General features: G+C 63.5%; 13 protein-coding genes. All 13 read left to right on the top strand.

Going from position 1 to position 14947, the window contains the following annotated elements:
- Positions 1 to 29: 29 nt before the first annotated feature.
- The 13 genes from coaBC (at position 30) to efp (ending at position 14660) form a co-directional block, all read left to right on the top strand.
- Positions 30 to 1256 (top strand): bifunctional phosphopantothenoylcysteine decarboxylase/phosphopantothenate--cysteine ligase CoaBC, encoded by a 1227-nt coding sequence (coaBC, locus tag GX515_02440; GenBank protein HHY31872.1) that lies wholly within the window; start codon positions 30 to 32, stop codon positions 1254 to 1256.
- Positions 1257 to 1607: 351 nt separating this feature from the next.
- Positions 1608 to 3449, top strand: coding sequence for a Flp pilus assembly complex ATPase component TadA (gene tadA / locus GX515_02435; GenBank protein HHY31871.1), 1842 nt, complete (start codon positions 1608 to 1610; stop codon positions 3447 to 3449).
- On the top strand, positions 3440 to 4501 hold the full coding sequence (locus GX515_02430) for a type IV pilus twitching motility protein PilT (GenBank protein HHY31870.1): 1062 nt from the start codon (positions 3440 to 3442) through the stop codon (positions 4499 to 4501). The genes tadA and GX515_02430 overlap by 10 nt, the downstream gene beginning before the upstream one ends.
- A 12-nt stretch (positions 4502 to 4513) precedes the next feature.
- Positions 4514 to 5746 carry a type II secretion system F family protein gene (locus GX515_02425; GenBank protein HHY31869.1) on the top strand — a complete coding sequence of 411 codons (1233 nt, stop codon included), beginning with the start codon at positions 4514 to 4516 and terminating at the stop codon, positions 5744 to 5746.
- Between the two features lie 149 nt (positions 5747 to 5895).
- Positions 5896 to 6291, top strand: coding sequence for a prepilin-type N-terminal cleavage/methylation domain-containing protein (locus GX515_02420; GenBank protein ID HHY31868.1), 396 nt, complete (start codon positions 5896 to 5898; stop codon positions 6289 to 6291).
- Between the two features lie 622 nt (positions 6292 to 6913).
- The gene (locus tag GX515_02415) at positions 6914 to 7657 is read left to right on the top strand and encodes a prepilin peptidase (protein ID HHY31867.1); all 744 of its coding nucleotides are present in this window, start codon (positions 6914 to 6916) and stop codon (positions 7655 to 7657) included.
- Between the two features lie 237 nt (positions 7658 to 7894).
- Complete coding sequence (pilM, locus tag GX515_02410) at positions 7895 to 9082, top strand: type IV pilus assembly protein PilM (GenBank protein ID HHY31866.1); 1188 nt, start codon at positions 7895 to 7897, stop codon at positions 9080 to 9082.
- The gene (locus GX515_02405; protein HHY31865.1) at positions 9079 to 9633 is read left to right on the top strand and encodes a PilN domain-containing protein; all 555 of its coding nucleotides are present in this window, start codon (positions 9079 to 9081) and stop codon (positions 9631 to 9633) included. Before pilM ends, GX515_02405 begins: the two co-directional genes overlap by 4 nt.
- Positions 9630 to 10205 carry a type 4a pilus biogenesis protein PilO gene (gene pilO, locus GX515_02400; protein HHY31864.1) on the top strand — a complete coding sequence of 192 codons (576 nt, stop codon included), beginning with the start codon at positions 9630 to 9632 and terminating at the stop codon, positions 10203 to 10205. Before GX515_02405 ends, pilO begins: the two co-directional genes overlap by 4 nt.
- Positions 10202 to 11395: a hypothetical protein gene (locus GX515_02395; protein HHY31863.1), complete on the top strand. Its 1194-nt coding sequence runs from the start codon at positions 10202 to 10204 to the stop codon at positions 11393 to 11395. Before pilO ends, GX515_02395 begins: the two co-directional genes overlap by 4 nt.
- Entirely contained in the window at positions 11392 to 12825 is a 1434-nt protein-coding gene (locus GX515_02390) for a hypothetical protein (GenBank protein HHY31862.1), read from the top strand. Before GX515_02395 ends, GX515_02390 begins: the two co-directional genes overlap by 4 nt.
- Before the next feature lie 67 nt (positions 12826 to 12892).
- Positions 12893 to 13984 (top strand): aminopeptidase P family protein, encoded by a 1092-nt coding sequence (locus GX515_02385; protein ID HHY31861.1) that lies wholly within the window; start codon positions 12893 to 12895, stop codon positions 13982 to 13984.
- Positions 13985 to 14102: 118 nt separating this feature from the next.
- Complete coding sequence (gene efp / locus GX515_02380; GenBank protein ID HHY31860.1) at positions 14103 to 14660, top strand: elongation factor P; 558 nt, start codon at positions 14103 to 14105, stop codon at positions 14658 to 14660.
- The last annotated feature ends 287 nt before the right edge of the window (positions 14661 to 14947 follow it).

Below are 14947 nucleotides of genomic sequence, written 5' to 3'. Positions count from 1 at the left end.
GGGACAAGCCACGGGGGGCGAGGTGCGAGATGGACGGCTCGAAGCTGGAGAGCAAGACGGTGATTCTCGGAGTCACGGGAGGAATCGCCGCGTACAAGGCTGCTGAGGTCGCGAGCATCCTTGTGAAAAGCGGGGCAGAGGTTCACGTCGTCATGACCGAGGCGGCCACGAAGTTCGTCTCGCCCCTCACGTTTCGTACGCTCTCGCGCAATCCGGTGAGCGTTGACATGTTCTCCGACCCAGGGGAATGGAACGTACGACACGTCGCGCTTGCGGAGAAGGCAGACATCGTGGTCGTTGCGCCGGCCACGGCGAACTGCGTCGGCAAGGTCGCCTGCGGCATAGCCGATGACCTTCTCACGACCATCATAATGGCGACGAGGGCGCCGGTGCTTTTCGTCCCGTCTATGAACGAGGCGATGTACGAGAACCCCATTTTCCGCTCGAACCTCGAACGCCTCCGCGCGCTCGGTTACAGAGCCATGGAGCCTGCCACGGGATACCTCGCGTGCGGCGCCCAGGGCAAAGGGCGGATGCCGGAGCCGGAGGAGATCGTGAAGGAGATCGAGAGGATAGTCTGCGTCAAGAGAGATCTCGCAGGCTTCAGAGTGATCGTGACCGCGGGGCCGACCGAGGAGCCGATAGACCCCGTGAGGCATATCTCGAACCGGTCCTCGGGCAAAATGGGCTATGCCCTGGCGGAGGCCGCACGTGACCGCGGCGCCAGTGTTGTCCTGGTGAGCGGGCCTACTTCCCTGGCGGACCCGGCAGGAGTCGAGGTGGTTCACGTTCGCACCGCTCGCGAGATGCTGGACGCGGTGATGGCGAGGTTCGAGAAGGCCGACGCGGTGATCGGAGCGGCCGCCCCCGCGGATTGGCGCCCCGCAAAGGCGGCACCCCAAAAGCTGCGGAAGAGCGCGGGGCCGATGACGCTGGAGCTCGAGGCGTGCGAGGATATCATCAGCACCGTGGGGAGGCACAAGGGCGGACGTGTGGTGGTGGGATTCGCCGCGGAAACCCACGACCTCATGGATCACGCCGCCGAGAAGCTGCACGCGAAGAACCTGGACTTTATCGTGGCTAACGATGTGACACGTCCCGGCGCGGGATTCGGGTCCGATTTCAACGAGGCCAAGATCATACACCGCGACGGGCGAGTGGATGCGATCCCGCTCGTGCGGAAAAGGGACCTCGCGCACAAGATCCTCGACGAAGTGGCACAGCTTCTCAAGAGGCGGTCGGAAACGGGCTCGTGATGCGGTTGTCTCTCGTATCCATAGGTGAGGGTGCGTCAGTCCTTTCACCATTTCCAGTGGTTGCAGGAGCGCCGGTGTCCACCCTGGCGAAGTATTTGTGCACCCCACTCAATGCCCGTTCAATCCCTCGTATCCGTCGAGAACGATTAACGATTATAGTGCGAGCCTAGGAGCCCTGCCAGCAGGCGTGTCCTTTCTTGCTCTTTTTTGGATGGGCGTGCAGGAATTCCTTGGAGCATGTCCAAATAGAGAACGAATATCTTGTATTGCGACAAATGCCACTATATGGTAATCATGGTGTATTGTGGCATGCCAGACAGCGGCGCTGATGATGGGGTGTGTCAAGGAAGCATGGGCACGGCAGGGGGAGCCGGCGCCGGGCGCGAGCTGTCGGCCGCCGAGACCGTCGTGTACGGAGATCAGGCGGCGCCCGCCGCGCGTAGGCGCAAACTGGGTGAGATTCTAGTCGACGCGGGGGTCCTATCGCGGGAAGACCTCGACAAAGCGCTTTCTGCCCAGAAGGATGGGGGTGGAAGGCTGGGTGCGGTATTGGTCTCCCTAGGCCTCGTCGATGAAGACACCATGCTCACAGCCCTCGAAACCCAACTCGGAATTCCCCGGGTCGAGCTCGCCAGGTACATCATCAACCCAGAAGTGGCGCGGCTTCTCCCCGAGGCGTTCGTGAGGTCCCACAAGGTATTCCCCATCGAGCGAGTCGGCGACCGCATCACCCTCGCCATGGCGGACCCCCTGGACGTCTTCGCCATCGATGACGTGAGGATCTCCACAGGCCTCGAGGTCGATCCTGTCATTGCCAGCGAGGCGGAGATCGAGGCCGCGATAGCCGAGTGCTACGGCGCCGGCCCCGCCGTGAAGCTTGTCAAGGAGGTCCAGGCCCAGGTCGCCGGGGCGGCCGGAAAGGCGCAGCAGGCCAGGGCTGACGAGGCGAGGAAGGCCGCCGACGACGCGCAGGTGATGAGCGCCCCGGCGGTGAGGCTCGCGAGCGCCATCATTTCCGAGGCTGTGAAGGCGCGGGCGAGCGACATCCACATCGAGCCGCAAGAGTCGCAAGTGCGGGTGAGATACAGGGTCGACGGTGTCCTGAGGCAGGTCATGACGTTCCCGAAAGAGCTGGGCCCCGCGGTGGCGTCCCGCATCAAGGTCACGGCAGGCATGGACATTGCCGAAAGGCGGGTGCCGCAGGACGGGCGGGTCGAGATGCGAGCGGAGGGCGAGGATGTGGACCTTCGCGTGTCCACGCTTCCGACGCTCTATGGCGAGAAGGTCGAGATCAGGATCCTGCGGTCAAAGGGGGCCATTACCCGTATCGACGAGCTTGGGTTCCTGGAGGCGGATGCGGCGCGCCTCCGCCAGGCGCTCGCGCGGCCCAACGGGATCGTGCTCGTGACAGGCCCGACGGGAAGCGGCAAGACCATGACGCTGTACGCGGCTCTCCACGAGCTCAATAGCCCAGAGAAGAACATTGTCACCATCGAAGATCCCGTGGAGTTCCGCGTGTCCGGCCTCAACCAGGTGCAGACGAATCCCAGGGCGGGCCTTACGTTTTCGGCAGGGCTGCGGGCTATCCTTAGGCAGGACCCCGACATCGTCATGGTGGGCGAAATAAGGGACCGCGAGACTGCCGAGATCGCCATAAGGTTCGCGATGACGGGGCACCTTGTTTTGAGCACGTTCCACACCATCGACGCGGCTGGGGCGCTGGTGCGACTCGTAGAAATGGGGGTCGAGCCGTACCTCGTGGCATCATCGGTGACCGCGGTCGTGGCACAAAGGCTGGTTCGAAAAGTGTGTGCTTACTGCGCCGAAGAGTACGACGCTGATCCTGCGACGTGGGCGGCGTGGAGCGCGCTTGCGCCTGATACGGCGGCCAGGGTGGAAGCGGAGCGGGGAAGGGTGCTCAGGCGCGGCCCTGGCTGCAGGCAGTGCGCGAACACGGGATGCTACGGGCGCACGGCCATCGCCGAGGTGATGGTGGTCGACGACTGCATCCGCGCGCTCGTCATGAAGTCCGCGCCCGCCGAGGAGATCGAGGATGCGGCGGTGAAGGCGGGCATGACCAGGCTCGTGGTTGACGGCGCGCGCAAGGTGCTGCTGGGGATCACGACACCCCAGGAACTCGCAAAGGTGTGCGCGGTGCCGGATGGCAAGGAGGACGCTCGATCTTGTCAATAGAGGAATTGCTGAAAGTAGCTGTCGGGAATGGCGCATCCGACCTACATATCACGACCGGCCTTCCACCTGTCCTGAGGGTGGTCGGGAGCCTGCGTCCTGTCGAGGGGTTGCCGCCTCTTTCGCCTCAGGACACCGAAGGGCTCGTGCTGGCGCTCATGAACGATGAGCACAAGCGTGTTTTTGCGGAGCAGGGCCAGGTGGACTTTTCATACGGCTTGGCTGGAGTGGGGCGCTTCAGGGTAAACGCATACAGGCAGCGCGGGACGTGCGGGGCGGCCATAAGGGTCATCCCGCACGAGATACCGAGCATAAGCGAGCTAGGCCTTCCACCCATCATCGAGAGCCTTGCTCGCAAGAGCCGGGGGTTCATCGTCGTGACGGGGCCGACGGGCAGTGGCAAGTCCACGACGCTTGCGGCGATGGTGGACCTCATCAACAGCGAGCGAAGCTGCCACGTGATGACGATCGAGGACCCAATCGAGTACCTGCACCGGCACAAGAAGGCCATGGTGAACCAGCGCGAGATCGGGCAGGACTCCGCCTCGTTCGCCCTGGCGCTCCGGGCGGCGCTGCGGGAAGACCCCGATGTGATCCTCGTGGGCGAGATGCGCGACCTCGAGACCATGAGCACGGCGATCACGGCCGCAGAGACGGGGCATCTGGTGCTCGCCACGCTGCACACGGGCGATGCGGTGCAGACCATCGATCGGATCATCGATGTCTACCCGCCCTATCAGCAGCAGCAGGTGAGGATCCAGCTCGCCGCCACGCTGGTGGCGGTGATCTCGCAGCAGCTCATCCCGAGGAAGGACAAGCCCGGGCGGGTCCCGGCGGTGGAGGTCATGGTCGGCACGCCTGCGGTGCGAAACCTCATCAGGGAAGGCAAGACGCACCAGCTTCGGTCGGTGATCCAGACCGGGGCGAGGTTCGGGATGCAGACCATGGACCAGTCCCTGCGACAGTGGGTGGAACAGGGCGTGGTGAGCCTGGAGGACGCCCTCACGATAGCGGTGGACCAGGACGAGCTCAAGCGGCTCATCAGGGGCGCATAGGAGGTCGCGGGAGTGGATCGGGTATTCACATACCGGGCGCGTGACGCCGAAGGGCGCCTGACACAGGGCACCATCAAGGCGGCCGACGAGGCCGCCGCGGCCGAGCTATTGCGCGCGCAGGGCCTCTTCGTGACAGGGCTCTTCGGCGGGGAGAAGGGCGAGGCCGAGGGTGGCGCCGGAGCAGCAGCAGCGGCGCAGCCGCCCGTGGGGGGCAGACTGAAGGTCCAGAACCTCGCAAGGCTCTCGCGGCACCTTTCCGTGATGATGCAGGCGGGAGTGGGGCTTTCGGCGGCACTGCACACCCTCGCAGGCCAGGCCGAGAACAAGTTGGAGAGGCGCGTGCTCGAGGCGGCTAAGGCGCGCGTGGATGCCGGCAACCCGCTTGCGGGCGCGCTCGCCGAGACAGGCGCGTTCCCGCCGCTCTTCATCCACATGGTGGAGGCGGGGGAGGTGACCGGCCGGCTCGACGAGGTGCTCGCGCGGCTCGCGGACTACTACGAGAAGGACCACGACCTCCGCCAGAGGGTCAAGGGCGCGCTCACCTACCCGGCGGTCGTGGCGAGCTTCGCCGTGATAGTGGTCGGGGTGCTGATGACATTCGTGATCCCGAGGTTCGTCGAAGTGCTCTCGCAGTCCGACGTGCCGCTGCCGAAGATCACGCAGATCGTGTTCGGCGTGGGGAAGTTCGTCCAGACCAGATGGTATGTGGTGCTCGGCATGCCAGCGCTAATAGCGGTGGCCGTTGGATACTGGCTCAGGACGGATCGCGGTCGCTACTGGTATGACTCGACTGTGCTGAAGCTTCCTGTGATCGGGAGGTTCATGGAGAAGGTCATCGTGGTGCGGTTCGCCCAGACCCTGGCAAGCCTTGTGGCCGCGGGCGTCCCGATCCTCCAGAGCCTCGAGATCGTGGAGCGAGTTGTCGGCAACAGCCGCATCGCCATCGGCCTCCGGCAGGTCCGCTCCGGTGTGAGAGAAGGCGCGGGGATCGCCCTTCCGCTGGCGCAGGCAGGGATCTTCCCTCCGGTCGTCACACAGATGATGGCCGTCGGCGAGGAAGGCGGCGCCCTCGACAGCCTGCTCATGAAGCTGGCGGGCTTCTACGAGCAGGAGGTCGACCGCGGCATAAAGTCGCTAACGAGCCTGATAGAGCCGCTGGTGATCGTCTTCCTGGGCCTGTCCGTTGCCCTCGTGGCAGCATCAGTCATATTGCCGATGTTCCAGCTGACACAGATGGTGCGATGATGGTCTGAGATCGCACCGGCATGCCGTTGTTCGGCGAAAGGGGGTGAGATCCCAGCTTACATGGGCTTGAGGGGGTCGTATTCATGAGATCACGATCTCCCCGGGGATTGGGGAGAGGAGACATGACGGAAAAAGGAGGCATTGGTGAAATGAGGCTCATGGTGAGGCGTATAAAGAGAAGCGCAAGGCGTGTCTTGACCGAGCGCCGGGGCTTCACGCTTGTTGAGATGCTGATCGTGCTCGCCATCATAGGTGTTCTTGCTGCCATCGCAGTACCCAACCTCGCTGGCATGACGAAAGCAGCGAAGGAGAGGGCGTGTGACGCCAACTGCAAGACCCTCGAGGCTGCCGCCGGGATGTATTATGTCGAGGAGGACAAGTGGCCAGAAGGCGAAGGCGGGACACTGGATCAGAAACTGCTGACAGATAAGGGCTATCTTGAGAAGGAAGTCACCTGTCCAGTTAACAATGCGGCCAAGTACTCGATCGACAGCAACGGAAAGGTCACTTGTGACCACTCTCAGCTGCAGCAGGGACAGTCTTAAGGCGGAGTCTAGGCTCGTTTTACGTAGTAGAAGCGTATTCCCAGCTAAATGGCACAATGGTCACGCACCGCAAGACGATCGGAGGACCTCGACGACTAGTCCTTTAGCTGGTCATGTCTCAATTCAACCGCGCTCCTAATGCGGAGAATGGGCTAAGTGGTCTGTGCTGTGACTGCCGGCATGAGGCATTGCCCTTCGGGACCGTGTTCCGTGTCGGGGTAGGGTACACTGACGCAATCCTGAGATGTCGTCAGATATGCGGGTAGCGGCTGCCGGGTCCGATGGGCCTTCGACGACCCGGCCGTCCCGTTGCCCGCGTGAGGCAGTCTGTGCCGTCTCCTGATGACCGCGCTGCCGCTGCATGCAGGCGGGAGCTTTGCGACGTTTACGATCGCCGCTGGAGGGGCTGGCGCGAAAACCGACTTCTTGCCGAAGGCGCGCCTCCTAGAAATCATGTCTACCAGGCACGACGAGGAGTTGCCCGGCGTCTCGAGCGCGTTGTGGAGCATTCTCCCAGGAACCAGGAACAGCTCCTGAGAACGGCACAGGTCGGCGTGCGGGTGCCCCCAACACGGTGGCTGTCGGGATTTAACGAGGTGACGCTATCATCGCTGAGATCTTCGTGTTCCTGTTCGGCGCAGTCATCGGCAGTTTCCTTGGTGTCTGCATCCACCGCCTGCCACGCGGGCAGTCCGTGGTGCGGCCGGGATCACACTGCCCGAAGTGCAAGGCCATGCTGGGGCCGTCGGAGCTTGTGCCGGTGTTGAGTTACATGTTGCTTAGGGGCAGGTGCCGGCACTGCGGTGAGAAAATATCGTTCTTTTATCCCGCCATAGAGGTGGGGGTGGGATTTATTTTTCTCTTGATCGTCGTGGGTCGGGGAGTCACTGTCGGGATACTTAGCTACCTCGTTCTGGCGAGCCTGGTCGTGGTTGCTGCGGGGATCGACCTCAACCATGGGGTTATACCCGACAGGCTCACGCTTCCGTGGATGGCGGTGGGCGTGGCGGCGGGAGCGCTCTGGGGCCTGCACGAGGTTGCCATGCGCGCTATTGGGCTTGTTGCCTGTGGCGGGCTGGTGTTTCTCATCGCCCTTTTGAGCCGCGGCGGCATGGGGGGCGGGGACGTCAAGCTGATGGCGCTCGTGGGGAGCTTTCTCGGGCCGTGGGGCGGGCTTGCCTCATTCATGATCGCCTGCTTCATCGGTGCAGCGGTCGGGATCGGCTTGATCGTCGCAGGCCTCAAAAAGAGGAAAGACGAGATCCCGTTCGGGCCTTTCATTGCGGCGGGAGCGATCATTGTGTGTATCTCGGGCACCTGGGTGCTGCGCCTGGTGTTCCCGTGGCTCGGCCAGGTGGGGTTCTAAGCGCGCATGCGCCAGTCTGCGCCGATTTGCCGCTTTGGTGGCGTCTTTCAGGTTCCTTTGCCTGTGTAGTGCAACAGTAAGTACGGGAGTAGGAGACTGTTGATGGTTCCCACATCGTGTCAGGATGGCCCGGTCGAATCGCGCAAAACCGTCGCCGTGCTGGGCCAAACGGGTAGCTGCTGGCGGAGTTCAACAGTCTCTTACGGAAACGCTCCCGACTTTTGAGAATGGTTTCAGGTGTGGCGGCCCAGCATTAGGGTTCATGTTTCGAAAGGAGGCGGTCGTCTGAGCCCGCTTCTTCCGTTCGGCGGCGCGAAGCGCGCCGTGGGGCTAGATATCGGGACAACGCTCATCAAGGTGGTCGAGATCACGAAAACAAAGGGCGCGGTCGAGATAACCCGGGCCGGTGTGCATCCCACGCCCGAAGGCACGGTCTCTGAAGGGAGCGTTCTCGATCCTCCCAAGGTCGCCGATGCCGTGAGGGAGGCCATGCGCGCGGCGGGCATCCGGTCCAACGAAGTTTATGCCGCTATCGCCGGCGACGACGTGGTGGTGCGTCACGCGCTCTTCCCGCGCATGCCGAGGGAAGAACTCGCCCAGGCAGTGAAGTGGGACGCGGGGGCCTACATCCCGTACCCCGCGAGAGACGCGAGCATAGACTACGACATCATCGGGCCCCCGCCTGATTCTCCGGACAAGCTCGAGGTCATGATCGTGGCAGCCCCGAAGAAGCTCGTACAGAGCCATGTCGAGGCGATGCAGCTTGCGGGGCTGTACCCGCTTGCCCTCGACATCCAACCCATTACTCTGGACCGCATATTCCGCGACGACGGCGCCGAGACGTCGGGCTTTTACGCGGACATCGGCGGCGGGACGACGGACCTTGCCTATTCCGATGGCGGGGTCCTGCGGTTTACCCGCATCGTTCCCTTGGGCGGCAATGATTTCACCGCCGCCGTCGCTGAAGCCACCGGACGTGCGTTCGACTGGGCTGAAGCGGCGAAACGCAGCTCCCAAGTGGCGCTGCCAGCGCCGACGCAGGCAGCAGTCAACGCGCAGTCTGACGCGGGCGGCCCTGACGAAGCGCACGACCACGATGCTGTGATTCCAAAGGCGCTTGCGGGGGTCGCGGCGAGGCTTGCCCTTGAGCTGAGGCGGTCTCTCGACTACTGCAACGCGCAGGCCAGGACAAGGCGGGGCGCTGGCGCGCCCATCGGCTCGATCGTCCTGACCGGCGGTGGGTCGAGGCTCGCCGGGCTCGATAAGTTCCTCGAGAACAGCGTCGGCGTGCGCGTGATCCATGGTGATCCCCTCAGAAACGTGGCCGCCGCAAACAGGCCTGGCCTCGCTGACGTGCTCGCCGTGCACGGACCGTCTCTCTCTGTTGCCATCGGGCTCGCGCTCCGGGGGGTGGAGGAACGGTGAAGGGTGTTGACCTACTCCCACAAGGGCTGCCGAAGCCACCGAGGACAAGCGTCCTGCGGATACTGGTGGTGGCGTCGGTCCTGGGCTTCGTGCTCGTGACCGTTCTCATTTACGTGGCCAAGGCCCAGGAGATCGCGGGTCTGCGCCGCTCCTTGAAAACACAGCAAGAGGACTACGCGCGTTACGCCTGGCTGGACCGCAGCATTGACGAGACTCGCAAGAGACGAGACGAGGCGCTCGCCAAGCTTTCGGCGGCCAAGCGACAGGTCGAGGCCGGGCTCCCGGCGCAGGAGATCCTGGAGGTCCTCCCACGCTTCATTCCAGAGGGCGTGCGACTCGGGCAGTTCACACTTGGGAACGACGGCAAAGCGGTGATAGACGGGGAGGCTGCCTCGCTCGAAGCCGTCGCCTCGCTCGCGCTGGCCCTCAAGGACTCCGGTCTTTTCGAGGACGTGTGGCTGGCCCGCACGAGCAGGGCAGATGAAAGCGCGAGCATGTTCGTCTTTGAGGCACAGGCAACCCTCGCCAGGGCGGGGGGTGAGCAGCCATGACGGTTCCGAGCCGCCGAATGCTCGAGTACATCGTCGTCCTCGCGTTGGGTCTCGGTATTGCGGGATATGTGTTTTATGCGTGTGTGTTCTCGCCGATGTCGCGCACGGCCGCCGAGCTTTCCCAGCGCCTCGACGAGGTGAGCCTTAGGATCGGATCGGTCGCTGAAAAGAGCGAGACCCTCAGGACGCTGCGTGACGAGTACGAAAAGGCTTTGAAGTCATTCCAAGCCATCGACTCGACCGTGACAAAGGAAGAGAGCATCCCGTACTTTCTCAGGGACGTGGAACGAGCCTCGTGGGCCTCGGGAGCGACCTTGCAGTCTCTTTCGCTAGAACCTCCGTCCGTATCCAGCCCATATGTCGAGGTCCCCGTCACGATAGGGATCAAGGGCTGCTATCGCCAAGTGAAGACGTTTCTCACGGAGATTCTCTCCGCTGGCCGGGCGATGAGCGTCAGGGCCGTCCGTCTTGCTGCGTCAGGAGGCACGACCGATCCTGGAACAGCGGAGGCCTTGGAGGCCACGTTTTCTGTAGTCCTGTACGCGCTGCCGAAGGGCGGGGGTGGCAAATGAGACCTTTGTCGGGCGCGGGGGCACGTGTGGCCCCCAGGCACGGTGTTCAAAAACCGCCGCGAAACCGGGGAATCTGGCTTGCGGTCGCGGCGGTGGCGCTTGCCGTGACGGCCGCCGCGGTGCTCGCTGGCGTGAAGATCGCGCAGCAGCCCTCCGGGAGAGCTCCGGGGCAGGCGCTTCCCGCTGAAGCGGGGCGTTCGGCCGTTCCTGAGAAGTGGCGCGAGCTACAGGAGCCACTTCCGCAGGTCGTGCAGACCGGAAAGAATGAAGAGACCATTCCTTTTCGGGCGAGGGCGGCCGCGGACCCTTTCGCGGCGGATAGGACTATCGCTCTGCAGCAGGCGGCCGAGAAGGTAGGCCCGGGTCCCGAGGCCGCGACACCCGAGGCAGGACCTCACGGCATCTCGCGAATCGCCGGAGCGCCCTCGATGACGAGTGCTCAGGACACCGCGGCCGAAAGAGAGGCTCCCCTGGAAGACGAGGCTTCAGGCGCGTCAGGCGCCGGTGCAGCATCCGCTCCCCCGTCACCCTCCGAGGCTGGGGCTTCAGAGCCCGTGAGTGCGGCGCAGGTTGCGGACACACCACCGGCCGCGCCCGTGCCCGAGGAGACAGCGACGCGAGGCGCGGACAAGCCCGTGCCGTCCGAGGACGGCGCGGACGCGGCGGGGAGGGGCGCCCAAGCGGTCGGGCCTGTGCAGCCTCCAGAGGCAGGCGCGCCTGAGGCGCGCGGCGCCGCCGGGCTTGCTGAAACCGAGACCGCCCGCTCGCCAGTTCCTGTAGCGCCGAACGTATCCGTTGAGCCCACGCCCGCGACGGAGGGCGCGGGCGACAAGCAAGACGCTGGTGTGCCCGCCGTCACGGTTGCGCAAGAGCCCGCCGCGGCCGCTCCCGCTCCCGCTGCGGCCGCCCACCAGGGGGGTGGCAGCGCCCAGAGGCCGCAAGGGGCGTCCGCCGCCACGCAGACGCAAAGGCGGCCTGTGGAGCCTCCGCCGATGCTCGTGACCGGCATCATCACCTCGGGGGACTCGGCCGCGTACGCGATAGTGAGGACAGCCAAGGGCAGCATCATCGTGCGCCCCGGTGACGAGGTCGAGGGGGCCTTGGTGAAGGCCGTCGAGCAGAAATCCGTTACCGTGGTCAAAGAAGGCGAGGAGTTCGTGCTGGAACTCGGGGGAGGCAGTGGACGATGACAACCGGTCTGCGCCAAGCCAGGCGCGTCGCCCTGGCGATCGCGCTTCTGCTCATGCTCGTGTGCTTAGTGAAGCCCGCGCCCCTGGAAGCGCAGGCGGCAGCAACCGCCGGTGGCGGGGAGAGCTCTCCGCCGGCATCCCAGGCCCAGGACCAAGCGCAGGCACAGCCTGAAGCGGGGGCTCAAACAGATGCCCAGGCTCAACCCGGCCCGCGGCCTGTCACAGTCGATCTTAAGGGTGCCGACATTCGGGACGTCCTCAAGATCCTTGCGGAACTCGGCGGCGTAAACATAATAGCAGACCCATCCGTGAGGGGCGAGGTTTCGCTCACGCTCAAGGCGGTTCCCGTTACCGACGCTGTCGAGCTCGTTACGCTCGCTACGGGGCTTGCTTACAGATACGTCGGCAATACGCTCGTGGTTGCCGCCCCCGCACGGTTCAAAGATGGATTCGACAAGGTCGAGACCAGGGTATTCAAGCTGAACTACTCCTCCCCAGATGACATCAAACAGGCCCTCAGCCTTGTCATTCCCGCCGATAGACTCCAGATCGAGGCGCGCACGAACTCGATCATAGCGTCCGGCGTCGAAATCGAGCTCGACGAGGCGGCCCGGATCGTGCAAAAGCTGGACGTTCCCATCCCCATGGTGCGCATAGACGCCCGGCTGGAAGAGATCGCTAAGGATGCGCTCGACGAGTACGGGATAAACTGGCAGGAGGCTGGGGAGTTCGGGAAGGTGTACATAAGAACGGACCCTGCCACAGGCGCATTTGTGGGGCTGTCACTCGGCGTGGGGCCGTTCCTGAAGATGTTGGAGGACTCAGGGAAGGCTGTGACAATCGCCCGCCCCGGCACTACCACCCTCGACGGCACCGAGGCTCGGGTGTTCATCGGCGATAAGATCCCGGTCGTCGTTACGAGTTCGAGCGGCGGAGAGACGAGCCAGAGCGTGTCGTTCATCGAGGCTGGGGTGAAACTCATCATAACGCCCCGCGTCAACCGTAACGGCCTCATAACCGTGCACGTCCAGCCGGAGGTGTCGTCCATCCTGGGGCAGGAGCAGACCCAGGGCTACCCGCACGTGAGGACGCGGGAGGCAGATTTCGTGGCCACGGTGCGGGACGGCGAAACCTTGGCCATCGCGGGGTTGCTGCAGCGTGAGGAGATCGAGAGCATGCTGAAGCTCCCCATCCTCGGCGACATCCCTATTCTGGGAGAGCTTTTCAAGAACAAGAAGGTGGAGGCCAAGGAAACCGAGATGGTCATATTCATAACGCCGACCATAGTGACTGTGGACGACGCTGCAGCGCCGGCCGCAACAAAGACGGGGATGGAGGCCGGGGCAGAGCAGGAGAACGTCAGCACGGGGGAGAATATCCCGAATCCGGCGGCTCCTGGTGGGGACGGTCCGGGAGGGCCTGGTTCGTGAGGACGAGCCGAGGCTGGCCGGACCGGAGGCCGGTGGTTCTGGGTCCTCTGCACCTCAGGCAAGCCGGATGGAGGGATGGGGTGTGGCATGTGTGTCGAAAAGAATAGCTAGGCTCCGAGACTCGCTTCGAGAGCACGAGATCGATGCTGTTCTCGTGGCGCGCCCGGAAAACAGGCGTTACATGACGGGGTTCACAGGATCGTCAGGATTCGCGGTTGTGTCGCAGGACCACGCAGTGCTCATAACCGACTTCCGGTACACCGAGCAGGCCGCGGCCCAGGCGCCTGACTTTCGCATAGTGAAGCACGGCGTGAAGTTCACGGACACCCTGAAAGAGGTCCTTGGCGAGATCGGCGTCACGACCCTCGGGTTCGAGAAAGACGTCATCACGTACAAGCAGTATGAGACGTTCTCCTCCGAGCTCCAGGGAATCAAGTTGGTTCCTGTAGAAGGGCTCGTGGAGAGGTTGCGGATGGTCAAGGACGATCAGGAGATCGACAAGATCCGCCGGGCGGAGGCGCTCGGCGACGCCGCGTTCTCGCACATCGTTACGGTGATGAAACCGGGCATGACCGAGATAGAGGTCGCCCTGGAGATGGAGTGGTTCATGAGGAGAAACGGGGCGGAAAGGCTGGGCTTCGACATCATCGTCGGGTCCGGCCCGAACGGGGCCATGCCTCACGCGGTGGCCAGCGACAAACGGCTCGTCCCTGGCGAGCTCATCGTGCTCGACTTCGGGGCCGTTGTCGATGGCTACCGGGGCGACACGACGCGCACCGTGGTTTTGGGCAGGGCTTCCGAGGAACAGCGCAGGATCTACGATATCGTCCTCCGAGCGCAGCGTGCCGCGCTCGAGGGCATTAGGGCCGGTATCACCGGCGAGCAGGCACACGCCATGGCACAGCAGGTCATCGCGGAGGCAGGATACGGCGAGAACTTCGGCCACGGGCTCGGGCACGGTGTGGGCCTCGCTGTGCACGAGGAACCGCGCCTCGCCCCTTCATCGTCCGTCGTGCTGGAACCCGGCATGGTGGTGAGCGTGGAGCCGGGCATTTACCTTCCGGGCAAGCTCGGGGTGCGAATCGAGGACCTCGTTGTCGTCGAGGATGGAGGGGTCCTGAACCTTACCCGCTCGCCGAAGGAGCTCATCGAGCTCTAACTATGTCGCCAAGAGTTCGCGCTTAGTTTCAGATGCGCCAAATATCCGGCGACGGGAGAGGATAATCTAGAGACGACGCGAAATATGTCTGTATTTGATCCAGTTCGGGGGTGGGTGCATGATATCTACTAACGACTTCCATACCGGCCTTACCATCGAGCTCGACGGCGAGGTCTACACTGTGGTCGACTTCCAGCACGTGAAGCCCGGGAAGGGCTCCGCGTTCGTTCGCTCGAGGCTCAAGAACGTGAAAACAGGGTACGTCATAGAAAGAACGTTCCGGGCAGGAGAGAAGCTTCCGCGGGCCCACATAGATTACAGAGAGATGCAGTACCTTTACAGCTCCGGCGACGAGAACTATTTCATGGATACGTCCACCTACGAGCAACTCGTCCTGAACAATGAGACGCTCGGCGACGCCAAGAAGTATCTGAAGGAGAACATGATCATCGGCGTCCAGATGTACGAGGGCTCACCCATAGGGGTCGAGCTTCCGAACTTCGTGGAGCTCGCCGTGGTGGATACCGACCCTGGCCTGCGAGGAGATACAGCGACGGGTGGGTCGAAGCCCGCCACCCTCGAGACGGGCGCTGTCGTTCAAGTGCCCCTTTTCGTAAACGTCGGTGATATCATAAGAGTTGACACGCGCACCGGCCAGTACCTCGAGCGAGTCTGAGTAGACGGGCACAGGTGATGGACGGTTCCAGGGTGCGTGGGCGTGGGTGGGTTTTGACACCCCTCGTACAGTCACCGGGAACCCAAGGCGTCGGAAAACAAGAGAGAACTAGTCATGTCAAACTTGTGCTTGACGGCCTACCGTACTAGCCGCATCATCTGGGCATAGGATGGTACCTGGCAAGAAGCGCCGGGACGCGGCGCGGGGGCGGTGATCCTGTCACCGTCCCCGCGCTGTTTTTGTCATAAAGCCGTGGCCGCCGCATAAGCATGGTTGTACGAGGGAGG

Source organism: Bacillota bacterium (genome assembly GCA_012842395.1).
In the GTDB taxonomy this organism is placed as follows: Bacteria; Bacillota; SHA-98; order UBA4971; family UBA4971; genus UBA6256.
The sequence above is the reverse complement of the archived record's forward strand: the minus strand, read 5'-3'. Positions and strand labels throughout refer to the sequence as shown.

Coding starts and splice junctions, on each gene's coding strand:
- coaBC (HHY31872.1), top strand. CDS start 30: ATGGACGGCTCGAAGCTGGAGAGCAAGACGGTGATTCTCGGAGTCACG.
- tadA (HHY31871.1), top strand. CDS start 1,608: ATGGGCACGGCAGGGGGAGCCGGCGCCGGGCGCGAGCTGTCGGCCGCC.
- GX515_02420 (HHY31868.1), top strand. CDS start 5,896: ATGAGGCTCATGGTGAGGCGTATAAAGAGAAGCGCAAGGCGTGTCTTG.
- pilO (HHY31864.1), top strand. CDS start 9,630: ATGACGGTTCCGAGCCGCCGAATGCTCGAGTACATCGTCGTCCTCGCG.
- GX515_02395 (HHY31863.1), top strand. CDS start 10,202: ATGAGACCTTTGTCGGGCGCGGGGGCACGTGTGGCCCCCAGGCACGGT.
- GX515_02390 (HHY31862.1), top strand. CDS start 11,392: ATGACAACCGGTCTGCGCCAAGCCAGGCGCGTCGCCCTGGCGATCGCG.
- GX515_02385 (HHY31861.1), top strand. CDS start 12,893: ATGGAGGGATGGGGTGTGGCATGTGTGTCGAAAAGAATAGCTAGGCTC.
- efp (HHY31860.1), top strand. CDS start 14,103: ATGATATCTACTAACGACTTCCATACCGGCCTTACCATCGAGCTCGAC.